The sequence below is a fragment of the Nonomuraea sp. B208 genome, assembly GCF_057536035.1.
This window is the reverse complement of sequence record NZ_BAAJOU010000010.1, coordinates 568,815-591,163: the sequence shown is the minus strand read 5'-3', so window position 1 is coordinate 591,163 and position 22,349 is coordinate 568,815. Positions and strand designations below refer to the sequence as shown.

The following is a 22,349-nucleotide window of genomic DNA, read 5'->3' as shown; positions in this document are numbered from 1 at the left end:
GGAGGGGGCATGTCTGACGAGAAGCACACCACGGAGACACCTGCGGAACGCGAGCAACGCGACAAACGACGCGAGCAGGACCGGGGCACGACGTTCGACGCCGAGCTGCACAACATGGGCGGCGACGTCGGCCCCGCCTCGATCCGCGGCTCGAACCCGAGCCCCGGGTCCAAGCCCCGCGACGACGCCGAGCCGACGAGCGGCTACGCGACGCCGATGGGGTACACCACCGGCCGCGACGACGAATGGCCGGCGACCGCGGGCTCCGACGAGAAGGCGGTCGCGGCGCGTACCGACGAGATCGAGGACCACGTCGCCACCTACGGCCCGAGCCCGCACCCGATGCCGCCGGACCGGTTGGAGCCGCAGGGCGAGGGCGGCGACCCCGGCTTCCGCGTCACCGGCCCGGTGAACGAGGCCGAGCACGGCATGGTGATCGACGACGAGGGCGAGCCGCCCTCGGAGCCAGAGCCCGGCCTGCCCGGCGGCGAGCACATCGGCGCGGGCGTGGACTGGGTGGCCTCCGACGAGGACGACCCGGACGGCGGCTCCGGCCGCACGGCCGACGACGACGGCGGCTACCTGCCCGGCGAGGGCACCGGCCGTCCCTACTGACGGACGACAGGAGGAAGGGCGGAGATGGCGGAGCTGCTGACGGGGGACTTCTACGCGTTCGAGGAGCTGCTGGCCGGCGAGGAGCGCGAGACGCTGCTGCGGGTGCGGGAGTTCCTGCGCGAGAAGGTCGTCCCCATCGCCAACGACTACTGGGCCCGCGCGGAGTTCCCCACCCACCTGGTGAAGGAGTACGCCTCGCTCGGGATCGCCGGCCTCGCCTTCGAGGAGCTGCCGGGGCCGAAGCCGAGCAGCCTGCTCAGCGGCTTCCTCGCGATGGAGATGGCGCACGCCGACCCGTCGATGGCCACCTTCTACGGCGTGCACACGGGGCTCGCCATGGGCAGCATCGCCGCCTGCGGCTCGGCCGAGCAGCGGGCGCGCTGGCTGCCCGCGATGAGCGCGATGGAGCAGATCGGCGCGTTCGCGCTGACCGAGCCGGACGGAGGCTCGGACGTGTCCGGCGGCATGCGCACCACGGCCCGGCGGGAGGGCGACACGTGGGTGCTGGACGGGGCCAAGCGGTGGATCGGCAACGCCACCTTCGCCGACCTCGTCGTGGTCTGGGCCCGCGACGCGGACGACGGGCACGTCAAGGGCTTCGTGGTGGAGAAGGGCACGCCCGGCTTCACCGCCACCAAGATCGAGAACAAGATGGCGCTGCGTTCGGTCCAGAACGCCGACATCACGCTCGACGGCTGCCGGGTGCCCGAGGCGAACCGGCTGGAGGGCGCCAACTCCTTCCGCGACACGGCCGGCATCCTGCGCCGTACCCGCAGCGGGGTGGCCTGGCAGGCGGTCGGCGTGATGCTGGCCGCGTACGAGATCGCCCTCGCCTACGCGAAGGAGCGCGAGCAGTTCGGCCGGCCGATCGGCAAGTTCCAGCTCGTGCAGGACCTGCTGGTGCGGATGCTCGGCAACGCCACGGCCTCGCTCGGCATGGTGGTGCGGCTGGCCCAGCTCCAGGACGCCGGCACCTACCGGGACGAGCACTCGGCGCTGGCCAAGGCGTACTGCACGACGCGGATGCGGGAGGTCGTCGGCTGGGCGCGTGAGCTGCTCGCGGGCAACGGCATCGTGCTCGACTACGACATCGGCCGCTTCGTGGCCGACGCCGAGGCGCTCTACTCCTACGAGGGCACCCGCGAGATCAACACCCTCATCGTGGGCCGCGCGGTGACGGGGCTGAGCGCCTTCGTGTGAGCCCGGCCGCTCCCCGAGCCGCCGCGCGGGGTGCTCGTGGGAGCGGTCAGCACGAGGATCGCCGCCGACAGCAGGCTCAGGACGACCACGACGAGCAGCACGCCCACCATCTGGCGGTTGCTCACGTGGCAGGCGTAGCGCTGCGGCCCCTGGCGGTTCAGCGCGTCGATCCGGCGCGTGAAGCCGGGGTCGCCGCAGCGCAGGTCCCGCTCGATCTCCGCCAGCAGCCGCCGCTCGCGGTCGGACAGGCTCACCGCTCGATGCCGGCGCCGCTCTCCGGGCCCGGCAGCTCGTCCTCCTCGTGGCGGCGGTAGGAGGTGTGCGGGTGGTGCATGTCGAACGCGGGCCGCTCCGAGCGGATCATCGGCATGCTGACGAAGTTGTGTCGGGGCGGCGGGCAGGAGGTGGCCCACTCCAGCGAGTTGCCGTACCCCCACGGGTCGTCCACCGTGACGCGCGGCGCGTGCCGGGCCGTCCACCAGACGTTGTAGAGGAACGGCAGCGTCGACAGGCCCAGGATGAACGCGCCGACGGAGGAGATCTCGTTGAGCGTGGTGAACCCGTCGGCGGCGCTGTAGTCGGCGTAGCGGCGCGGCATGCCGAGGACACCGATCCAGTGCTGCACCAGGAACGTGGTGTGGAAGCCGATGAACAGCAGCCAGAAGTGCCACTTGCCGATGCGGTCGTTGAGCATCCTGCCGGTCATCTTCGGCCACCAGAAGTAGAACCCGGCGAACATGGCGAACACCACGGTCCCGAACACCACGTAGTGGAAGTGCGCGACGACGAAGTAGGAGTCGGTCAGGTGGAAGTCCAGCGGCGGCGAGCCGAGGATGACCCCGGTCAGCCCGCCGAGCAGGAAGGTGATGAGGAACCCGATCGCGAACATCATCGGCGTCTCGAACGACAGATGCCCGCGCCACATCGTGCCGACCCAGTTGAAGAACTTCACGCCTGTCGGCACCGCGATGAGGAACGTCATGAACGAGAAGAACGGCAGCAGCACCTGCCCGGTGGCGAACATGTGGTGCGCCCACACCGTCATCGACAGCCCCGCGATGGCCACGGTCGCGCCCACCAGCCCCACGTAGCCGAAGATCGGCTTGCGGCTGAAGACCGGGATGACCTCGGTGATGATGCCGAAGAACGGCAGCGCGATGATGTAGACCTCGGGATGGCCGAAGAACCAGAACAGGTGCTGCCAGAGCATCGGCCCGCCGTAGGCCGGCTCGTAGACGTGCGTGCCGAGCTTGCGGTCGGCCTCCAGCGCGAGCAGCGCCGCCGTCAGCACCGGGAACGCCATGAGCACGAGCATGCTGGTCAGCAGCACGTTCCAGGTGAAGATCGGCATCCGGAACATGCTCAGGCCCGGCGCGCGCATGCAGATGATGGTGGTGAAGAAGTTCACCGAGCCGAGGATCGTGCCGAGACCGGACAACGCCAGGCCCATCACCCACAGGTCGCCGCCCTGGCCGTGGCTGTAGGTGGCGCGCGACAGCGGCGTGTACCCGGTCCACCCGAAGTCGGGCGAGCCGAAGTTGGTGAAGATGGCGCTGAACACGATCAGTCCGCCGAACAGGAACAGCCAATAGCTGACCGCGTTCAGCCGGGGGAAGGCCACGTCCGGCGAGCCGACCTGGAGCGGCATGATCACGTTCGCGAAGCCCGCGAACAGCGGCGTGGCGAACAGCAGCAGCATCGCCGTGCCGTGCAGGGTGAAGAGCTGGTTGTACGCCTGCTGGCTCACCACCTGCAGGCCCGGCCGGGCCAGCTCGGCGCGGATGATCAACGCCATGATCCCGGCGAGGGTGAAGAAGGCGAACGACGTGATGAGGTAGAGGTAGCCGATCACCTTGTGGTCGGTGCTCGTCAGCCACGACACGATCACCGCGCCCTTGCGGTGGTGGCGCACGGGCGCCAGCGGTGAGGTCAGCGGCTCCTCGCCAGGCCGGTACGTCGTCATCGCCACTCTCCGTCATGCGGGCGCCACGGGTCGAACATCCGGTACCCGTGGCTTCTGACGGAAATCGCCTGATTACCGAGCGCGACCGAAGTCCTTGCGACCGGTTGGGCGGTACTCGACCGTTCTGAGCTGATGTGAGAGCCAGTCCACCACTTTGGCCACGAAACTGATCCGATTGGCGACCTGCCGGATCTCGTGACCCTCGTCGTCGAAGAACAGCGCCTCGCAGGGCAGGCCCAGCGCGCGGGCCGCGGCGAGGACCTGCTCGGCCTCGTACAGCGGCACGTTCGTGTCCGCGGCGCCGTGCACGAGCAGGAGCGGCGCGGCCAGCCGGTCGAGCGCGCGCAGCGGCGACAGGGCGCGCAGCAGGTCGCGGTCGGCTTCCGGGTGGCCGTACTCGCTGTAGGCGGCCTCGGCGATCCACGGCTCGGTGCGGGCGTAGAAGGTCTCGAAGTCGGCGATGCCGGCCACGTCCACGCCCGCACGGAAGAGGCCGGGATGGGCGACCAGCGCGGCCAGCGTCAGATAGCCGCCGTACGACCAGCCCATGCAGGCCAGCCGGCCGGGATCGGCCAGCCCCAGGCGGACCAGCTCGGCCGCGCAGTCGGCCACGTCCTCGATGGCCCGGAAGCGCAGCGCCCCGTCGTCCGCGCGGCGGAAGGCGCGGCCGTGCCCGCCGGAGCCGCGCACGTTCGGGGCGAACACCCCGATCCCGGCGGCCAGCAGGTTCTGGAACAGCGGGTTGAACGTCGGCCGCTCCTCGTCCTCCGGGCCGCCGTGCAGGTAGAGCGCGTACGGAGCGGGCCCGGTCACGTGCGGCGGCCGGTACAGCCAGGCGGTCAGCTCCAGCCCGTCGCGGGCGCGCAGGCGTACCGGCTCGGCCCCGGCCGCCGCCGGCAACGGACCGGCCCCCGCCACCCGCCGGTAGCGGCCCGTGCCGAGGTCGCACACCAGCACATGGGACGGCTCCTCCGGGCTCTCGGCGGCGAGCGCGGCCAGGGTGCCGTGCCAGGAGAGGCGGGCCGAGGTGACCACGGCGGCGGGCGGCGGCGGCAACGGCCGCAGCTCGCCCCGGCCCAGGTCCAGGAGGTCCAGCTCGGAGCGGCCGTACCGGTTCCACACCAGCAGCGCCCGGCGGCCGTCCGCGCTCAGCGCGAACCGGTCCAGCTCCGCGTCCTCGCGCTCGGCCAGCACCTCCGCCGGAGCCAGCGCGCCGCGGCGGGCGGCCAGCAGCGCGGCGCGGTCACGGCCGGCGTCGGTGACCAGATAGGCGGTGCGGCCGTCCGGCGACAGCACGCCGAGGTCGGTGGTGCCGGTCAGGCCGGGCAGCAGCGGCTGCTCCACGCCGTTCGCGAGGTCGGCCACGTACATCCGGCGCGCGCCGCGCGGGCCGCGCCGCAGCAGCATCCTGGAATGGTCGCGGCTCACCGCGGCCGGCCACAGCAGGTGGCCGGCGGCGATCGGCCTGCGCCCGCCGGTGACGGCGTCCACCAGGACGGCGCTGGTCACGCCGTCGGCGGCGGTCTCGGCGACGAGCAGCGTCTCACCGCGCCCGGTCCAGCGCACCATCGACGCCGACCCGCCGGGCGGCGCCGCCAGCGTACGCAGGTCGCCGCCGTGCGTCTGCACCGCCTCCACCTGCGTGTGCTCCCCGCCGCCCGGCGCGACCAGCACGGCCAGGTGCCCGCCCGTGGGCGCCCAGCTCACGTCCACGACCGGCTGCGGCCCGGTGTCCACCGGCCACGCCTCGGCCCCGTCCCGCAACGGCTGCACCCAGACCTTGGGGTGACCGTCGCGGTCGCTGACATAGGCCACGGCACTGTCGTCGGGGGCCAGCGCCGGCGCCAGGCAGCTCTCGGCGGTCAGACTGGCAGGCGAGGGAACGTGGGCGAGCCCGCCCAGATCCGGCGTCATGCGCCCCCTCATACCCCGTGTGCCTGGAGCCACATTTCGAGCAGGCCGAGCTGCCAGAGCGGGTTCACGCCGGTCGGCGTGCCGTCGGCGTCGGGGTCGGCGAGCAGGCGGGCGACGTAGTCGGGGCGGAACAGGCCGCGCTCGCGGGCCGCCCGGCTGGTCAGCGCGTCGCGTACCAGGTCCAGGACGCGGCCGTCCACGTGCCGGATGGCCGGCACCGGGAAGTAGCCCTTGGGCCGGTCGATGACGTCGGCGGGGAGCAGGCGGCGGGCGGCGTCCTTGAGCACGCCCTTGCCGCCGTGCGCCAGCTTCAGCTCGGCGGGGCAGGCCGCGGCCAGCTCGACCAGCTCGTGGTCCAGGAACGGGGTGCGGGCCTCCAGCCCGTGCGCCATCGTCATGTTGTCCACCCGTTTGACCGGGTCGTCCACCAGCATGGCGGTGGTCTCCAGGCGCAGCACGGCGTCGAGCGCGGTGTCGGCGCCCGGCCTGGCCAGGTGCTCGCGGACGAACGCGCCGCTCGCGTCGTGGTCCAGCAGGTGCCCGGACGCGAGGACGCGGGCCAGCTCGTCGTGCGGGCGGTCGAAGAACTCGCGGGCGTAGACCTCGGCGGCCCGCTCGCGCGGCACGTCCGCCAGCGGCGGGAACCAGCGGTAGCCGGCGAACACCTCGTCGGCGCCCTGGCCCGACTGCACCACCTTGACGTGCTGGGCGACCTCCTCCGACAGCAGGTAGAAGGCGACGCAGTCGTGGCTGACCATCGGCTCGCTCATGGCCAGCACCGCCCGCTCCAGGCCGTCGACGAGGCGGCCGTCGGGGATGCGGATGCGGTGGTGCGCGGTGCCGAAGCGCTCGGCCACCAGGTCGGAGTAGGCGAACTCGTCGCCCTTCTCGCCGCCCGCCGCCTCGAAGCCGATGCTGAACGTGGCCAGCCCCTCCTGCCCCTGCTCGGCCAGCAGCGCCACGATGAGGCTGGAGTCCAGGCCGCCGGACAGCAGCACGCCCACCGGCACGTCGGCCACCATGCGGCGGCGCACCGCCGCGCGCAGCGCGTCCAGGACGGCCTCCCGCCACTCGTCGGCGTCGAGACCGGCGTGCTCGGGCAGCGCGCCTCGGGTGTAGGGCGGGTCCCAGTAGCGGTGCTCGCGGCTCGTGCCGTCCGGCTCGACCACGCGGACGGTCGCGGCGGGCAGCTTGCGCACCCCGGCGAGGATCGTACGCTCGCCCGGCACCAGCGCGTGGAAGGTCATGTAGTGGTGCAGGGCCACCGGGTCGACGCCGGTGTCCACGTCGCCGGCGGCCAGCAGGGCGGGCAGCGAGGAGGCGAAGCGCAGCCGGCGGCCGTTCTCGGCCAGGTACATCGGCTTGATGCCGAGCCGGTCGCGGCCCAGGACCACGCGGCCGGTGTCGCGCTCGGCGACGGCGAAGGCGAACATGCCCTTGAAGCGCTCGACGCAGGCGGTGCCCCACCGGTGGTAGGCCTTCAGCAGCACCTCGGTGTCGGAGGTGGAGTAGAAGGTGTAACCGTCGCGGCGCAGCTCGTCGCGGAGCTCGGCGTAGTTGTAGAGGCAGCCGTTGAACACCACCGTCAGCCCCAGCTCGCCGTCCACCATCGGCTGGGCCGCCTTGTCGGACAGGTCGATGATCTTCAGGCGGCGGTGGCCCAGCGCGACCGGGCCCTGCGACCACAACCCCGAGCCGTCGGGCCCTCGGTCGTGCATCGCCTCCGTCATCCGGTCCACCGCGGCGATGTCCGCCTCCTCGTCGTCGAAGCGGATCTCACCGCACAGGCCGCACATTACGAAAGTCCTCCTTGTCGTCAGACCGCCGGCCGGTGATCAGGCCTGGGGTCGGTATGGGGGTCGGTATGGGGGTCGGAATGGGAGCCGGGCCGCAGCTCGGGCTGGTGGCCGGTCTGGTGGCCGGTCTGGTGGCCGGGCTGGTGGTCCGGCCGCGGGTCGGCCTGGCGGTCCGGCCGCGGGTCGGTTCGGTGGTCGGTCTGGTGGCCGGGCTGGGGGTCGGTTCGGTGGACGGTCTGGTGGTCAGGCCCAGGGGTGGGCTCGGGTCCGGGGTCGAGCCGGTGATCAGGCTGAGGTTCGGGCTCGGGGCCGGGTCGGGCGTCGGGCTGATGGTCGGGGCGGGGGTCGGGTGGGGTTGGGGACCAGTCGCAGGAGCGGGTTTCGGCGAGCAGGAGGTCCACGACGTCCTCAAGGCGGCCGCGCCGGGCGTGGGCCGCCCGCTGCCGCGCCGCCGAGCTGCCGCGTGCCGGCGCCTGCCGGGCCAGCGCCGAGACCAGCTCCCAGTCGCCCGCTTCCAGGAGGTGCGGGCGTGCCCGGTCGAGCAGGAGCGCGATCACCTCGGCCGCCGGGCGCGGCACCCCCTCCACCGGGTCGACCAGCTCGCCCTCCAGCCCCGAGCGGGCCGCCTGCCAGGTCGCCGCGCGTACCGCCTCCAGGCGCACCTCGCGCCCGTCCCCTCGGCGGGCCGCCTCCAGCTCGGTGGCGACCAGCGCGCGGAACAGCCCGGCGATCAGTACGACGTCCGACAGCCGCGGGCAGGAGTCGCAGATGCGCAGCTCGACCGTGGGCAGGTGGCAGGAGGGCCGGATGTCGAAGTAGATCATCCCGGGGTCGGCGATGACCCCGGAGCGGATCAGCGTGTCGATCATCTGCTGGTACTCGGCCGCCGAGCCGTAGGACGCCATCGGGCCGGTCGTGGGCCAGCGCTGCCACACGAGGGTGCGGTAGCTGGCGTAGCCGGTGTCGGCGGCGTCCCAGAACGGGGAGCTGGCGCTGAGCGCGAGCAGCGGCGGCAGCCACGGCGCGAGCCGGTGCGCGACGGCCACGGCCAGCTCCCGGTCACGTACCTCGGCGTGCACGTGCATGCCGCAGATGAGCTGCTCGCGGGTGAGCACCTGGAAGTCGATGAGCATCCGCTCGTAGCGCGGGTCGGGGAAGATCTTGAGCTGGTCCTCGTCCACGAGCTGCGGGCTGCCCGCGGCCACGACGCCGAGGCCGAGCGCCTCCGCCTCGCGGACCAGCGCGGCGCGCATGCCGCACAGGTCACCGGCCAGGTCGGTCAGCCCCCGGAAGGGCAGGCTGTTGGACTCCACCATCGAGCGCTGCAGCTCGTGCGTGAACCGGGCAGGGGGCAGCGCTTCCAGCAGCAGTCCCGACCGGGCCGCCAGGTGGCGGGTCCGCAGGTCCACGACGTGAAACTCCTCCTCCACCCCCACTTTGACGGGCTCTCCTGGCTTCGGCACGGCCATCACCCCCGACATCGCGCCCTAAAGGATGACACTCCCCCATAAATCGCAGGTTTAGCATCGTCCTTGATGGCCTAGACTCCGACGAATGTCCTTGCCCCCTGCCCGGCTGGCCTGGCTGGACGCCCTCCGGGGGCCGGCGGCGCTGGCCGTCACCGCGCACCACGGCGGCTGGACCTTCGTCCCCGCCCTCTACGCCGTCGTCGACGCGCGCGTCGATCTGGGCACATGGGGGGTGTTCGTGTTCTTCCTGGTGAGCGGCTACATCATCCCCGCCTCGCTGGAGCGGCGCGGCGACGTACGCGGCTTCTGGACCGGCCGCGCCTTCCGCCTCCTCCCGCTCCTGCTCACCGCCTGCTGCGCGGCGCTCCTGCTGGCCGCCGCCGGACTGGTCCCGCTCTCCTCCGGGCTCGGCTCCCGCCCGCTCCCCCTCGTCGCGCTCGGCAACGTGGCGATGCTCCAGGAGCTGCTCAACCTGCCCGCCGTCGTGTCCGTGACCTGGACGCTGTCGTACGAGATGGCGTTCTACCTCATCAGCGTGGCCCTCTACGTGACCGGCCGGGCCCGCAGGTCAGCGGGGATCTCCGTGGCCCTGGCGGTCGCCGCCGTGCCGTTAGGACTGCTCATGCCGCGCGCCGTGATCGGCCGCGGCGACCTGCTCGCCGCGCTGCTCTGCCTCGCCGTGGTGGCCGCCGTCGTGGTGACCGCGCTGGCCGGCGGCCGGGCCCGTACGGCGGCCGCCGTCACGGGCGGCCTGCTCGGCCTCGCGCTGGTGGTCGCCGGCAGCCGGGGCGGCACCTGGCAGGGCGTGATCATCCTGGCCGCCATGTTCGCGGGCACCGCCGTGTACCGGGCCGAACGCGGCGAGATCCCGTGGCGCGCGGCGGCCGTCGCCGTGGCGGCCGTGCTCGGCTGCGGGATCCCGGCCAAGGACGACCCCGGCTGGGCGCCGGCGCTCGTGCTGGCCTTCGCCGTGTTCGGGCTGGCGTTCGCGCTGCGCGGGCGGGCCTTCCCGCGCTGGCTGACCTGGCTCGGCGTGGTCAGCTTCTCGCTCTACCTGCTGCATCCGCTCCTGCTGCACCTCGCGCCCGACATCTGGGTGTACTACCTCGTGCTCGTCCCGTTGAGCGGGGTGACGTACCGCCTGATCGAGGCGCCGGCGCAGCGGCTGGGACGGCGGCTGCGCCGGCCGCAGAACGCCTAGATTGTCCCCATGCCCCTGACCCTCCGCGATCTCAACCGCGCCACCCTGGCCCGGCAGTTCCTGCTGCGCCGGGAGGCGCTGGACGTCGCCCCCGCCGTCCGCCGCCTGGTGGGGCTGCAGGCGCAGCAGCCCGCCTCGCCCTACCTCGCGCTCTGGAACCGGCTCGCCGGGTTCGACCCGGCCGCGCTGGACGCGGCGTTCGCCGACGGCTCGCTGGTGAAGGCCACGCTCATGCGGATCACCCTGCACGTGGTGCACGCCGACGACCATCCGGCCATGCACCTCGCCCTGCGGCGGACGCTGCGGGGCTCACGGCTCGGCGACCGGCGCTTCGCCGAGACCGGCCTCACGCCCGCCGAGGCCGACGCTCTCGTGCCTGACCTGCTGGCCTTCGCCGCCGACCGGCCGCGTACGGGCGCCGAGATCGAGGCGTGGATCGCCGAGCGCGCGCCCCTGTCGCCGAAGGGCGTGCTGCGGGTGATGCGCTCGATCGCGCCGCTGCGGCACGCGCCGACCGGAGGGGCGTGGTCGTTCGGGCCTCGGCCCGCGTACCTGGCCGCCCGGCCGGGCTCCGTCCCCGGGGACGAGGACGACTGCCTGCGGGAGCTCACCCTGCGCTATCTGGAGGCGTTCGGGCCCGCGTCGGTGCTGGACGTGGCCCAGTTCGCGCTGGTCCACCGACCACGGGCGCGCGCGGCCATCCAGGCGCTGTCCGACCGGCTGGAGCGCCTGGAGGGGCCGGACGGCACCGAGCTGTTCGACGTGCCGGGAGCGCCGCGGCCCGGCGGGGACACACCCGCCCCGCCCCGGCTCATGGCCATGTGGGACAACCTGCTGCTCGCCCACGCCGACCGGGCCCGCGTCATCCCGCCCGCGTACCGCAAGCTCGTCATCCGCGCCAACGGCGACGTCCTGCCCACGCTGCTGGTGGACGGCCACGTGGCCGGGGTGTGGCGGCCGGCGGAGGGCGGCATCGAGGCGTCCGCCTTCCACCCGCTGCCCGAGACGACGTGGGACGGGCTCGCCGCCGAGGCCAGGGAGCTGCTGGCGCTGCTGGCCGGCCGCGACCCGCGCGTGTACCTGAGTTACGCCCGCTGGTGGGGCGCCCTGCCGGCGGCCGAGGTACGCATCCTGCCGGCCTGACCGCGTTTGGCCCGCCCGTGGCGGGGCACCGGGGCGGTCCCTGGGAGGAGTGGGATGGCGCGCAGGCTGCTGGCGATGGGCAACCCGGCCGCGGGCGGGGACGACGAGGCGACCCGCCGGGCGGTGCTCGGCGTGCTCGGGGGCGGGGCGGACGTGGTCTTCCGCGCCCTGGAACGGCCGGACGACCTGGACCGGGCGCTCGCCGAACACCCGGACCGCGAGCCCGTGGTGCTCGGCGGCGACGGCACCCTGCACCGGGTGGTGGCGGCGCTGCTGGCCCGCGGCGAGCTGGAGCGCCGCCCGGTGGGCCTGATCCCGATGGGCACCGGCAACGACCTGGCCCGCACGCTCGGCATCCCCCTGGACCCGGAGGAAGCCGCCCACGTCGTCCTGGACGGCACGCCCCGCCCCCTGGACCTGCTCGTCGAGGACCCGCCCGGCGAGAACGGACGCGGCGAGAACGGGCGCGGCGAGAACGGGCGCGTCGGGGACGCGTCCGCCCGCGGCGTTCCCGGCGAGGACGCGCCCAGCGGGAGCGGGCCCGGCGAGGACGCGCCCAGCGGGAGCGGGCCCGGCGAGGACGCGGCCGGCGGGAGCGGGGGGATCGTGATCAATGCCGTGCACGTCGGCGTCGGTGCGGAGGCCAGCCGGCGGGCGACGCCGCTCAAGCCGGTCCTGCGCCGGGCCGCGTACGCCGCCGGCGCGCTGCTCGCGGGCGTGCGCAGCAAGGGCTGGCGGCTCCGGGTGCGCGTGGACGGCGAGCTGGTCGCCGACGGGCGGCGGCGGGTCCTCATGGTGGGCGTCGGCAACGGCGCCTCGATCGGCGGCGGCACTCCCCTGGCTCCCGAGGCGCGCCCCGACGACGGCCTCGCCGACGTGATCGTCTCCTACGCGGTCTCGCCGTGGGGGCGGCTGGCGTACGGGGTGCTGCTGCGGCTCGGCCGGCACCCCGAGCGGGACGACGTGGCGACGTTCCGGGGACGCGCGGTCGTGGTCGAGGGCGAGCCGGTGCCCGCCAACGCCGACGGCGAGCTGTGCCCGCCCGCTCCGCGCCGCTCCTGGACCCTCCGCCCGGCCGCCTGGCGGGTCGTCGCGCCGCGTTCCTGACCGCGTTCCCGACCGCGTTCCCGACCGCGCGGCCCGGTCCGCTCAGGCTTCCCGGAGGTCGCGGCGCTGCTCGGCGAAGCGGGTGGTCTCCACGGCGACCAGCACGACCAGGACGAGCGTCAGCCCCGCCAGCGCGGCCAGCGGCGGCAGCGCGATCGCCACCGGCAGCCCGGCCAGCAGCGCGCCGATGGCGAGCAGCCGCGGCAGGCTGAGCACGCCGTGCATCAAACCGCCGAACAGCACGTGCCCGCCGAGGTAGAGTGCGGCGCCGCCGTACAGGACGGAGGCGTTGAAGCCGCCGAGCGCCACGCCCTCGCCCGCGTGGGCCAGCACGCCCTGGACGCCGAGCCCGGTCACGATGACGCCGGCCACGATGGGGAAGTGCCCGTAGGTGTAGCCCTCCACGACCATCTTGACGCGGATCACGCCGAGCGCGCGCACCAGCCGGTGCTCGGCCGCCGGCGCGACCACGTCGAAGTACAGCCACCACAGGCACACGGCCACCGCGATCCCGAGCACGCCCCCGGCCAGCAGCGGGACGCTCACCGCCCGTTCCGCGACCCCCACGCCGGCGAGCGCGGCCGACTCGCCGATGGCGAGCAGCACGAACAGCCCGTGCCGTTCGCTCCACCGCGCCGCGTCGCCGATCCACAGGCCGCCCCGGCGCGCGGCCAGGTGCGTCCCCGCCCGGTCGACGGCGAGCGCCCCGGCGAACAGCGCCGTCTGCGCCCACCCGCCGAGCAGCGCCCCCGCCACCAGCAGCGGCACGACCGCCAGCAACGTCGCCCAGGAGAGCCCGAGCCGGCGGCGCGCCCCTTCGCCGCCCCCGGCCACCGCCCCGGTTCCCGCCGCCGTCCCCACGACGGCCCCGTCCACGGCGAACTGCACGGTGAGGTGCGTGGCCCGCACCAGCACGTACGCGCCCACGAGCACGAGCGGCCCGTCCAGCCCGCCGGGAGCGTCGCGCCACGCCTCGGGGACCGTCAGCGCCATGACGATCACCGCGGCGCTCGCCACCGCCATGCCGCCGCGTACCACGCCGTCGTCCGCGCGTGCCTGGTTGCCGAGCCAGGTGTAGCCCTCCCACGTCCACCACAGCAGCGCGAGCAGCAGCAGCCCCTGGAACAGCCCGTGCACGCTGTGCTCGCCCCCCATGAGGACGGTGACCCGGGTCGCCGCGAACACGAAGACCAGGTCGAAGAAGAGCTCGAAGGCCGTCGTCCGGTGGCTTTCCCCCGCCTGGCCGGTCACGCTCGATAACCTCGGCCCGCGCCGCGGGTCCCCCTGCTCGGCCATGGCCGGCCACCCCCATTTCCTTCCCGGATCGATTGCCGACGGGAAGGTTATAGGCGGTTATAGGGGGACGTCTCCACGATCACCCTGTTTTCCGCGATCTGTAAGGGTTCGCCATCCCCTCGTCCCGCGCCGCGCGACGTCCGTGCCGGCTCCCGCCCGCCCCTGCTGTCGCGGCGGCGGCCGGCGGCCCGCGGCCGTCCGTTCCGGACACGGCGGGTTGACCGCCGAGGCCGCCGACGTGAAACCACACGCGGGCCCCTCAACCCCACAAACCTCACTCAGCCCATAAGCCCGAAATATCACAACCCCGGAACAGCCCCCGAATTCGATCATTCAGCGGCCCGCCGACCCCCTTCTTCCCGTTCCGGCAAACCGCCACCTACGTGCAGAAATGCGACACCATTTCTTGATCGAACAACCCTCACAGACCCCTGTCGCCGCGATTCTGGTCACAAACATTTCCCGAAATAACCGGTCTACCGCATTGCGATTGACTGGAATTGTTGGAACATATGGTCAGAGTCATCGAGTGAGGTCCGGAGATCGCCTACCCCGGACGGGTGGCGGCGAGGGAAAGGGGCAACGCTCATGCACCAAAGGGCTGTCCGAAACCTGGCCAAGCTCGAAACGACGCAGGCGCGCATGACGCGTCTTTTCGACGCCGCGGCCGGCGGGAAGAACAACTTCCAGTCGGACAAGGACATGGTGCGCCATTTCGAGCAGGCCGCTCCCGTCGTCACCACCGCCGCCCGTGCCGTCCTGGAATTCCTCTCCCGCGTCATCCGCCATCTGGCCGCCCACGAGGGCGTCGACCAATTCATGATCATCGGAAGTGGCGTGCCCAGCGGCCTCCCGCCCGGCCGCCGCCTGCACGACCTCGCCCGCCAGGCCTCCCCCAGCTCCGCCGTCCGGACCGTGTACGTCGAGAACAACCCGATGGTCGTCACCATGGCCCAGGCCACCATCGAGCCCTTCTCCGACCTCGTACGGGTCGTGGACGGCGACGCCCACGAGATCGACGAGATGCTCGGCGACCGGGTCGTCCAGACCTTCCTCGACTGGGACCGGCCCATAGCGGTCCTGCTGCTGTCCGCGCAGAGCCTCGACGACGAGGAGTACGCCCACTACGTCATCAAGCGCCTGCGCCACACGGCTCCGGCGGGCAGCTTCCTCGCCCTGGCGCACACCACGTTCGACGCCGTCCCCCAGGAGCTGCTTCCCGCCGTCCGCGACATGCTCGCCATGACGCTCCCGCGTCTCGCCATCCGTACGAAGGAGGAGGTCGAGGCCCTGCTGGACGGCCTTGACCTGGTGGACCCGGGCCTGGTCTGGGTGCCCGAGTGGCACGCCGGCGACCCGGTCCCGGGGGACGACGCCGCCTGCGCCGACCAGCCCGCCGCCTCGGGCAACTACGGAGCCGTGGCCCACATCCCCTGACGAGCCCCGGCGGAAACGGCGCGGCCGCGCGCCCCGGGTGGGGCGCGCGGCCGTCACGGCCTGACCGACGTCAGGGGATGAGCAGATCGAAGCCGCCGTTCGCGGACTTGCCCGCAGTGGAGAGGACACGCACCGCGACGGTGTTGGGGTGGTTGTCGCACTGCTGCGACGGGAAGCGGTAGGCGATGGACGGCACCCGCCCCTCGGTCCGCGACGTGAGCAGGATCAGCGCGTCCCTCGTGTCGATGGGGGGCGCGATCTGCACGCAGTAGCTGCCTTCGCTCGGGCGCCACGAGCGGATGACGTTCTTGCCGTCGATCACGGCGCCGTACGAGTCCACGATCGCCCCGGCGCGGGCGTTCGGCGCCTTGATGTCGGCGTTTGCTGCGGAGCCGGCGGCGGTGACGAGACCGGCGGCCGCAAGGGCGAGGCAGCCCGCCAGAGCACGACGAAGCATTCGGTTTCCCCCTTTGGGTAACTCACGGATAGGAGCCACGACAGAACGTAATTTCACCGGCCTGCCTGCGGCGCGAGCCACCCCGGAGTGCCGCGCCAAAGATTTTTTGGCACGTGCCTCGTGAACTTCTGGCGGGCTTCGAACGTCTGCGCGGGCCCTCTACGACCCCGTGGCGAGGTCATGACCTGGGGCTCTATGAGAGTAGACCTCACCCTGTAACCGGCCTGCTACTTTCTGCTACATACCGGTCACAATATGGGTAATGGGAGCTCGATGATGAAGGTCGCCTGCGTCGGCGGTGGGCCCGCCAGCCTGTACTTCTCGATCCTCATGAAGCGGATGAACGCGTCCCACGAGATCACGGTCTACGAGCGGAACCCGGCCGGCTCGACCTACGGCTGGGGCGTGACGTACTGGGTGCAGCTCCTGCAGAACCTGTACGCCCTCGACCCGCAGTCCGCCCAGGCCATCAGGGAGAACTCCGTCCACTGGGACAGCTGGGTGGTCGAGCTCCAGGAGCGCGCGACGCTCACGATGGAGCACAGCGACGACGGCTTCGGCATCGGCCGCCGCACCCTGCTGGACATCCTCGGCCGGCGCGCGGGCGAGCTCGGTGTGCACATCGCGTACGAGCACGAGATCACCGGCCCCGACGCGCCCGAGCTGGCCGGCATGGACGTGGTCGTGGCGGGCGACGGGATCAACAGCAGAATGCGCGAGCCGCACGCCGAGCACTTCGGCTCGGAGTTCGCCGTCGGCCGCAACGTCTACATGTGGCTCGGCACGACGAGGATCTTCGACTCGTTCGTCTTCTCGTTCGTGGAGACCGCGCACGGCTGGATCTGGTGCTACGGCTACCCGTACGGCGACGAGCACAGCACCTGCGTGATCGAGTGCGCGCCCGCGACCTGGACGGGCCTCGGCCTCGACGGGGCGAGCGAGGCCGACAGCCTGGCGGTGCTGGAGAAGCTGTTCGCCGGCGTCCTGGACGGGCACCCGCTGATCGGCCGCGAGCAGCCCGACGGCAGCGCCCACTGGCTCAGGTTCCGCACCCTCACCAACCGCCGCTGGCACCGCGGCAACCTGGTCCTGCTGGGGGACGCTGCGCACACCACCCACTACTCCATCGGCGCGGGCACCGCGCTCGCGCTGGGTGACGCCGCCTTCCTGGCCGACGCGCTGCACAAGGAGCCCGACCCGCAGGCCGCGCTCGCCCTCTACTCGCGCAAGCGCATCCCCTCCATCCGGCCCACTCAGCGCTCGGCCCGCAACAGCGCCCGCTGGTACGAGAACCTGCCCCGCTACGCCGCCCTTCCGCCGCACCAGTTCGTCGCGCTGCTCGGCCAGCGGCACGGCACGCTGCTCGGGCGGGTGCCGCCGAGGCTCTACTACCACGTCGGCCGCGCGGTGGAGGGCGTGCAGATGGGGACGGACTGGGTGGCCGCGAAGCTCGGCCGGGTCCCGACCTGCGAGTGCTGCCGCCCGCAGCCCACGGAGGGCGGGTAATCAGGCCGCCGTTCGTGGGCAGGGGGTGAGGAACCGAGATCGCACGCGCGAACAGCACCCCGGAGGACGGCTCATGACATCGACACCCGGCCCGCCCCGCCCTGGAGAGCACGGCCCCCCGGCGGTGTCGCCGCAGGCCACCGCGGCGGAACGGGAGATCGCCCGCGTCACCGAGCCGGCCCGGCTGCTGCGCATGAGCGACATGGTGCGCATGCTGCTGGACGAGGCCCAGGACACGACCCTGGACGAGCGCGCCCGCGACCAGCTCAGGCACATCCACCTGCGGGCCATCGAGGAGATCGGCGACTCGGTGGCGCCCGAGCTGCGTGAGGAGCTCGAACGCCTGATGCCGGAGGAGCCGCCCGGCCTGCCGAGCCAGGCGGAGCTGCGCATCATGCAGGGCCAGCTCGTGGGCTGGCTGGACGGCGTCTTCCAGGGCATCAAGGCCGGGCTGGCGCTCCAGCAGGCCGGCGCCCGGCCGGCGCGGCCCGAGGGTCAGGGCCACGCACTGCCGGACCGGCCGCGCGGCACGGGCCCGTACCTGTGAGGCCCCGGGCTCAGCCGCGCCTGGCGGCGGGCCAGCCGTAGCCCCAGCCGCCCTGGATCATCGTCTGGAAGGCCCAGCCGTCCTCGGTGCGCACCAGCAGGTCGGCGTAGTGCATCTCCTGCTCCTGGCCCTCGACGGTCATGGTGGCCCGCGTCTCGACGACCACGAGGTTCGGGCTCAGGAAGTGCGGGGTCCGCCGCGAGCGGAGGTCCAGCCCGGCCGTGCCGCCGCCCATCGCCTCCTTCATCGTCTCCAGGTACTCCTCGCGCGTCCACTGCCGGACCGCGGCGTGGCCGCCGGGCACGTCGGTGGCCACGTTCATGGGGAAGACGCCCAGGTCGGCCAGCTTGTCGAGCTCGCCCCGCTCGGCCAGGGCGTCGTACTCGGCGAACCATTCCTCGATGCTCTTCAGCTCTTCGGCGCTCGGCTGATACATGTGCGACTCCCTTGTGCTCGTGCTTGCCGTACGCCGTACCGTACAGCATACGGATCGGGGACGCAAAAAGGGCGGCGCCCGGCAGTGCCGGGCACCGCCTGAGAGCGCGGAGCGGTGAGGTCAGAGGTGCGACTTGACGCGGAACTCGTCCGAGATCCCGCAGGAGGGGCCGTTCGGGCCGCCGATGCGGACCCCGTTGAAGAAGTCGCGGTAGGTGCTGTAGAAGTTGCCCTTCCCGCGTGGCCCGGTCGCCGCGGTGCAGCCGCCCCAGTTGGCCTCGGAGTAGAGGTGGATGACGGAGTCGGTGCGGTTCCAGTCGGACTTGGCGCGGTCGGCCATGCCGTAGACCGCCAGGTCGGGGACGTTGGTGTTCAGCTCGACGATGTCGCCCGTGCCGTCGAGGCCGCTGAACAGGCAGTAATAGCCCTCATGGCAACGGTCGTAGCCGGTGGCGGCCTGCGCCGGGGCGGACATGAGGGGCAGCGCGAGCGCCACGATCGGCAGAGTCAGCAGCGGGTGTAACTTCTTGCCCATTTCACCTCTTCGGATGAAAGTTTCTTTCGCCGGTGGGCCGAACATACCCCGCCGATCTTCGTCAAGAAAGTCTTGACTCGGGCGGGGTTCCGTGCCCACCGGCCGCTGCCTGGGCGTTCGTCAGTTCCGCGCGCGGCTCTCCGACATGCTGCTGGCGATCAGCTCGTGGTGGCGTACGACCTCGGCGATGATGAAGTTCAGAAACCGCTCGGCGAAGACCGGATCGAGCTTCGACTCCTCGGCCAGGCCGCGCAGCCGGCGGATCTGCCGCGCCTCGCGTTCGGGATCCGCCGGCGGCAGCCGGTGCTCCGCCTTGAGCCGGCCGACCTCCTGCGTGCACTTGAACCGCTCCGCCAGCAGGTGCACAAGGGCGGCGTCGAGGTTGTCGATGCTGGAGCGGAGCCGCTGGAGCTCCTCGAGGACGGCCTCCTCCGGGAGGGGCTGGGAGTTTTCCATGCGGGACAGCCTGCCATCAATCCGGCAGGCTACTCACATCGGGCACCTCACCCCAGGTCGGTCACCCCGCACACTTCGCACCGGTAGAGCGTGCCCCTGCCGTCCTCACCGAACTCGTTCCACCAGTGGGCGTTGCCGGCCAGGTTGGACGGGTCACCAGAGCAGAACATGCGGGATCCGGCAGGATCGGCGGGAGTTGCGGTCGAAGGCATGATCGTCTCCAGGCAGAAGGGGTCGGAGCCGGGGGGCTCAGTCGGATGTGTTGACTTCGTGCTACTGCCCGAAGGAAGAGATCTGAAACCTTACGTGCTGGGGAGAGACGCAGGTCACTCCGGCGAGTAAGCCGGTCGGAGCCCTCTCGCCGGGGCCCTCCGCCCGAAAGTAGAAGGCGTTTGAGACAGATTCATGACGGTATGGGACCTGATGAGCAGGGGGAGACAGAGATCGCCCCGCTTGGGGCCTTCCTTCAAGGGAGGCAGAACAGGCGGTCTCGGCAATCGCGGGGCCGCCGGATCGGGGGAACCCAATGCGCAAGACACTCACCGGACTGGGACTGGCGTTCTTCCTGACGCTCGCCCCGGCCGCTGCGGCCACGGCCGAGACGCCGGTCGCGCCCGTGGCGCACAGTCAGGTCACTCCTGCGCCGCAGGACAACAACAGGCAGAGCAACGACGGCGGCGGCAATGCCGGTCTGTGGGGCCTGCTGGGCCTGCTCGGACTTCTGGGCTTCGCCGGCATGCGGCGTCGCGAGCACCATGACGTCGGCACCGCCGAGCACGTCGGCAATCGCAACATGCGCCGGTAGCACGCCGACGTTCTCATCCAGGGGCCCGCCGTACGCGACGGGCCCCTCTCCATGCGACCGGCCCAACCTTGACTGTGCCATATGTCCGAATTGCGGTGTTTTGTGAGGATTGCGGGTACGTCCCTCCTGAATCACACGAGCAAACGGGGGAAATCGTCGTGGCACTGCAAACAGAGATCCGGCACCTGTTCGACTGCCACCTCGTGGGGTCGGACGGGCAGTCCATCGGCCAGGTAGGCCAGGTGTACCTCAACGACCGTACCGGCGACCCGGAGTGGGTCACCGTACGGACGGGGATGTTCGGCATGAAGGAGACCTTCGTGCCCCTCTCCGGCTGCCACCGCAGCGGGGACGAGATCCGTGTCCCCTTCGACAAGGAGAAGATCAAGGACGCACCCAACATCGACGTGGACGGCCATCTGACCATCGAGGAGGAGGCGCGGCTCTACCAGCACTACGGCCTCCAGCCGCCGGCCGTCCCGCAGCAGCGCAGCACCTCGCCCACCGGCGAGGCCCGCCCCGGACCCGTCCCCGGTCCGGCCACACCCACCGCCGGGCCCACCGCCACGCCCACCATGCCGACCAAGCCCACCGCCAGCACGACGGGCGACCGCGAGGACATGGGCGACATGGAACGCGTACGCCGTGAACACGAGACGACCGGGACCGGGACCAGCGGCATGGAAGCGAAGACGGAGATGGGCCGCACGGGGGACATGGCCGACTCCGACATCGACATGACCATGTCCGAGGAGCGTCTCCGCATCGGCAAGGAGACCGTGGAGAGCGGCCGGGTGCGGCTCCGCAAGTACGTCGAGACCGAGAACGTGCAGGAGACCGTACCGCTCAGCCACGAGGAGGTGGTGATCGAGCGCGAGCCGATCCGCGAGGGCGAGGCGGTCACGGGCTCGTACGACATCGGCGAGGACGAGCAGACCATGACCCTGCACGAGGAGCGCGCGGTCATCGGCAAGGAGACCCGGCCCGTGGAGCACATCCACGCGCACAAGCAGTCCGTCGAGCAGGAGAAGACGGTGGGCGGACAGGTCCGCAAGGAGCACGTGGAGATCGACGAGGACGACACGACCCACGGCACCAAGCCGGGCGACCGCCGGCCGCCGCTGTAGGCGCTCACCCGCCCGCCGGCGGCAAGCGGGCCTCGCACGGACGCGAGGCCCGCCCGCCGTAGGAGCGTCAGGCGACCTCGATCGCCGGTGTCGGCGGGAAGAGGTCGTCGAACACCGCCGCCCGGTCGAAGCGCAGCGCGCGGGCGCGGGCCCGCATCTCCATGTCGTGCCGCTCGGCGGCCGACAGGTCCAGCACCACCCGGTCCAGGGCCGCCACCAGGCTCGGGACGTCGCCGGGCCGGACGATGACGGCGGTGTCGCCGACCGCCTCCGGCGCGCCGCCCGTCGTGGTGGTGATGATCGGCCCGCCGCCGGCCAGCATCTTCTCGGCCAGGGCGATGCCGAAGGTCTCCACGAAGTCGGGCTCGGGCTTGGTGGGCAGCGCGTAGGCCGCGCACCCGTTCATGAGCAGCGCTTTCTCCCGGTCGTCCACATCGTCGAGGAAGACCACCCGCTCGTCCGCCGCGGCCAGCGCCCTGACCTCGGCCAGCGCCGGGCCCGTGCCCGCGACGACCAGCTTCACCCGCGAGCGGCAGCGGGTCCGCGCGAAGGCCGTCACCAGCTCGTAGATGCCCTTGGCGCGGGTCACCCGCGAGAGGAACAGCACGTAACCGTCGCGGTCCAGCCCGCGGCGGGCGAGCGCCGCGTCCACCTCCGCCCGGTCGAGGCCGAGGAAGGCCGTGGAGTCGATCGGCGGGTAGCTGACGGTCACCCGCCGCCGGCACTGCTCGGCGAAGTCGGTGCCGCAGTGCGCGTCCACCTGCTCGGCCGAGGCGATGATCTCGTCCCTGGTGTAGTCGGAGACCGCGACGACCTCGTCGTTGGTGAGGAACGTGGTGAACAGCACGGTCGCCGCGCCGAACCGGCCCTCGCGCAGGCACGAGCGGATCACGTTGGTGACGTCGGAGCCGACCGCCTTGGCGACCGTGTGGACGTCGGGCGCGTAACCGGCCGCGCGGGCCGCCGCGACCGCGTCCACGACGACCGAGGTGTGCGGCGCGAGGTACATCGACAGGCAGACGGTCGGCACCGGCTCGGCCAGCAGCTCGACCAGCCGCCCGGTGAGCCCGGCCTGATGGCGTCCGTCCGGCACCCGGTAGTCGCCGACGGGTCCCGGCCGCTCCACGGTGATGCCGGGACTGTACGGCAGCAGCCGGTCCAGCGGCTTGAGCGGCAGCCCTGCCGCCTGCAGCGCGGGGATCGGCCATGTCAGCAGCCGTACGTCGGTGAACCCGCGGGTCAGCGCCACCTCGGCGAGATTGCGTGCTTCGCCCGAGTGACCGCAGATGACCGGGTCGGCCCTGACCACGATGACGAGACGGCGATGTGGGGGGAGCATC

Annotated in this window: 22 protein-coding genes; 10 read left to right on the top strand and 12 right to left on the bottom strand. The window is 72.3% G+C overall.

Annotated elements, in window-relative coordinates:
- Nucleotides 1–9: 9 nt before the first annotated feature.
- Nucleotides 10–615, top strand: coding sequence for a hypothetical protein (locus AC27IY_RS08065; protein WP_487177571.1), 606 nt, complete (start codon nucleotides 10–12; stop codon nucleotides 613–615).
- Between the two features lie 24 nt (nucleotides 616–639).
- On the top strand, nucleotides 640–1,815 hold the full coding sequence (locus AC27IY_RS08060; protein ID WP_344207020.1) for an acyl-CoA dehydrogenase family protein: 1,176 nt from the start codon (nucleotides 640–642) through the stop codon (nucleotides 1,813–1,815).
- Here the strand turns inward: AC27IY_RS08060 and AC27IY_RS08055 are convergent.
- From AC27IY_RS08055 to AC27IY_RS08035, 5 genes are all read right to left on the bottom strand, one after another.
- Nucleotides 1,743–2,069, bottom strand: a complete 327-nt coding sequence (locus AC27IY_RS08055; protein ID WP_344207019.1) for a DUF3040 domain-containing protein — start codon at nucleotides 2,067–2,069, stop codon at nucleotides 1,743–1,745. The two genes, AC27IY_RS08060 and AC27IY_RS08055, sit on opposite strands and share 73 nt — an antisense overlap.
- A complete protein-coding gene (ctaD, locus tag AC27IY_RS08050) occupies nucleotides 2,066–3,778 on the bottom strand; it encodes an aa3-type cytochrome oxidase subunit I (RefSeq protein WP_487177570.1) in 1,713 nt (570 codons plus the stop codon). Before ctaD ends, AC27IY_RS08055 begins: the two co-directional genes overlap by 4 nt.
- Nucleotides 3,779–3,850: 72 nt before the next feature.
- Complete coding sequence (locus tag AC27IY_RS08045; RefSeq protein ID WP_344207017.1) at nucleotides 3,851–5,692, bottom strand: S9 family peptidase; 1,842 nt, start codon at nucleotides 5,690–5,692, stop codon at nucleotides 3,851–3,853.
- A gap of 8 nt (nucleotides 5,693–5,700) precedes the next feature.
- Nucleotides 5,701–7,488 (bottom strand): N-acetylglutaminylglutamine amidotransferase, encoded by a 1,788-nt coding sequence (locus tag AC27IY_RS08040; protein ID WP_487177569.1) that lies wholly within the window; start codon nucleotides 7,486–7,488, stop codon nucleotides 5,701–5,703.
- A 20-nt stretch (nucleotides 7,489–7,508) separates the two neighbouring features.
- Nucleotides 7,509–8,951 carry a carboxylate-amine ligase gene (locus AC27IY_RS08035; RefSeq protein WP_487177568.1) on the bottom strand — a complete coding sequence of 481 codons (1,443 nt, stop codon included), beginning with the start codon at nucleotides 8,949–8,951 and terminating at the stop codon, nucleotides 7,509–7,511.
- Nucleotides 8,952–9,042: 91 nt separating this feature from the next.
- On the opposite strand from AC27IY_RS08035, the gene AC27IY_RS08030 reads away from it, so the two are divergent.
- The 3 genes from AC27IY_RS08030 to AC27IY_RS08020 are packed head-to-tail and all read left to right on the top strand — an operon-like array spanning nucleotide 9,043 to nucleotide 12,408.
- The gene (locus AC27IY_RS08030; RefSeq protein WP_364460245.1) at nucleotides 9,043–10,158 is read left to right on the top strand and encodes an acyltransferase family protein; all 1,116 of its coding nucleotides are present in this window, start codon (nucleotides 9,043–9,045) and stop codon (nucleotides 10,156–10,158) included.
- Nucleotides 10,159–10,167: 9 nt separating this feature from the next.
- Nucleotides 10,168–11,301 carry a winged helix DNA-binding domain-containing protein gene (locus AC27IY_RS08025; RefSeq protein WP_487177567.1) on the top strand — a complete coding sequence of 378 codons (1,134 nt, stop codon included), beginning with the start codon at nucleotides 10,168–10,170 and terminating at the stop codon, nucleotides 11,299–11,301.
- 54 nt (nucleotides 11,302–11,355) lie between these two features.
- A complete protein-coding gene (locus AC27IY_RS08020) occupies nucleotides 11,356–12,408 on the top strand; it encodes a diacylglycerol/lipid kinase family protein (RefSeq protein WP_487177566.1) in 1,053 nt (350 codons plus the stop codon).
- Nucleotides 12,409–12,450: 42 nt separating this feature from the next.
- Here the strand turns inward: AC27IY_RS08020 and AC27IY_RS08015 are convergent, their stop codons facing one another.
- Nucleotides 12,451–13,659, bottom strand: coding sequence for a low temperature requirement protein A (locus AC27IY_RS08015; RefSeq protein ID WP_487177565.1), 1,209 nt, complete (start codon nucleotides 13,657–13,659; stop codon nucleotides 12,451–12,453).
- A gap of 633 nt (nucleotides 13,660–14,292) precedes the next feature.
- On the opposite strand from AC27IY_RS08015, the gene AC27IY_RS08010 reads away from it, so the two are divergent.
- Entirely contained in the window at nucleotides 14,293–15,141 is an 849-nt protein-coding gene (locus AC27IY_RS08010) for an SAM-dependent methyltransferase (protein WP_371248388.1), read from the top strand.
- Between the two features lie 70 nt (nucleotides 15,142–15,211).
- Here the strand turns inward: AC27IY_RS08010 and AC27IY_RS08005 are convergent, their stop codons facing one another.
- On the bottom strand, nucleotides 15,212–15,598 hold the full coding sequence (locus tag AC27IY_RS08005) for a hypothetical protein (protein WP_449954880.1): 387 nt from the start codon (nucleotides 15,596–15,598) through the stop codon (nucleotides 15,212–15,214).
- A 273-nt stretch (nucleotides 15,599–15,871) separates the two neighbouring features.
- On the opposite strand from AC27IY_RS08005, the gene AC27IY_RS08000 reads away from it, so the two are divergent.
- Both AC27IY_RS08000 and AC27IY_RS07995 read left to right on the top strand, forming a co-directional pair.
- Nucleotides 15,872–17,104, top strand: coding sequence for an FAD-dependent monooxygenase (locus AC27IY_RS08000; RefSeq protein WP_487177564.1), 1,233 nt, complete (start codon nucleotides 15,872–15,874; stop codon nucleotides 17,102–17,104).
- A 73-nt stretch (nucleotides 17,105–17,177) separates the two neighbouring features.
- Nucleotides 17,178–17,651, top strand: a complete 474-nt coding sequence (locus tag AC27IY_RS07995; RefSeq protein ID WP_344207008.1) for a proteasome activator — start codon at nucleotides 17,178–17,180, stop codon at nucleotides 17,649–17,651.
- 10 nt (nucleotides 17,652–17,661) lie between these two features.
- Here AC27IY_RS07995 and AC27IY_RS07990 read toward each other — a convergent pair whose 3' ends face one another.
- The 4 genes from AC27IY_RS07990 to AC27IY_RS07975 form a co-directional block, all read right to left on the bottom strand.
- Nucleotides 17,662–18,087 carry a nuclear transport factor 2 family protein gene (locus tag AC27IY_RS07990; RefSeq protein WP_423445784.1) on the bottom strand — a complete coding sequence of 142 codons (426 nt, stop codon included), beginning with the start codon at nucleotides 18,085–18,087 and terminating at the stop codon, nucleotides 17,662–17,664.
- A 120-nt stretch (nucleotides 18,088–18,207) separates the two neighbouring features.
- Nucleotides 18,208–18,621, bottom strand: coding sequence for a peptidase inhibitor family I36 protein (locus tag AC27IY_RS07985; RefSeq protein WP_344207006.1), 414 nt, complete (start codon nucleotides 18,619–18,621; stop codon nucleotides 18,208–18,210).
- Nucleotides 18,622–18,741: 120 nt separating this feature from the next.
- Nucleotides 18,742–19,077: a chorismate mutase gene (locus AC27IY_RS07980; protein ID WP_364460218.1), complete on the bottom strand. Its 336-nt coding sequence runs from the start codon at nucleotides 19,075–19,077 to the stop codon at nucleotides 18,742–18,744.
- Between the two features lie 47 nt (nucleotides 19,078–19,124).
- Complete coding sequence (locus AC27IY_RS07975) at nucleotides 19,125–19,289, bottom strand: hypothetical protein (RefSeq protein WP_177240487.1); 165 nt, start codon at nucleotides 19,287–19,289, stop codon at nucleotides 19,125–19,127.
- Nucleotides 19,290–19,603: 314 nt separating this feature from the next.
- On the opposite strand from AC27IY_RS07975, the gene AC27IY_RS07970 reads away from it, so the two are divergent.
- The gene (locus AC27IY_RS07970; protein ID WP_344207004.1) at nucleotides 19,604–19,882 is read left to right on the top strand and encodes a WGxxGxxG family protein; all 279 of its coding nucleotides are present in this window, start codon (nucleotides 19,604–19,606) and stop codon (nucleotides 19,880–19,882) included.
- 158 nt (nucleotides 19,883–20,040) lie between these two features.
- On the top strand, nucleotides 20,041–21,009 hold the full coding sequence (locus tag AC27IY_RS07965) for a DUF2382 domain-containing protein (RefSeq protein ID WP_487177563.1): 969 nt from the start codon (nucleotides 20,041–20,043) through the stop codon (nucleotides 21,007–21,009).
- A gap of 67 nt (nucleotides 21,010–21,076) precedes the next feature.
- On the opposite strand, the gene AC27IY_RS07960 is transcribed toward AC27IY_RS07965, so the two are convergent.
- Nucleotides 21,077–22,348 (bottom strand): glycosyltransferase, encoded by a 1,272-nt coding sequence (locus AC27IY_RS07960; protein ID WP_487177562.1) that lies wholly within the window; start codon nucleotides 22,346–22,348, stop codon nucleotides 21,077–21,079.
- Nucleotide 22,349: the final 1 nt, after the last annotated feature.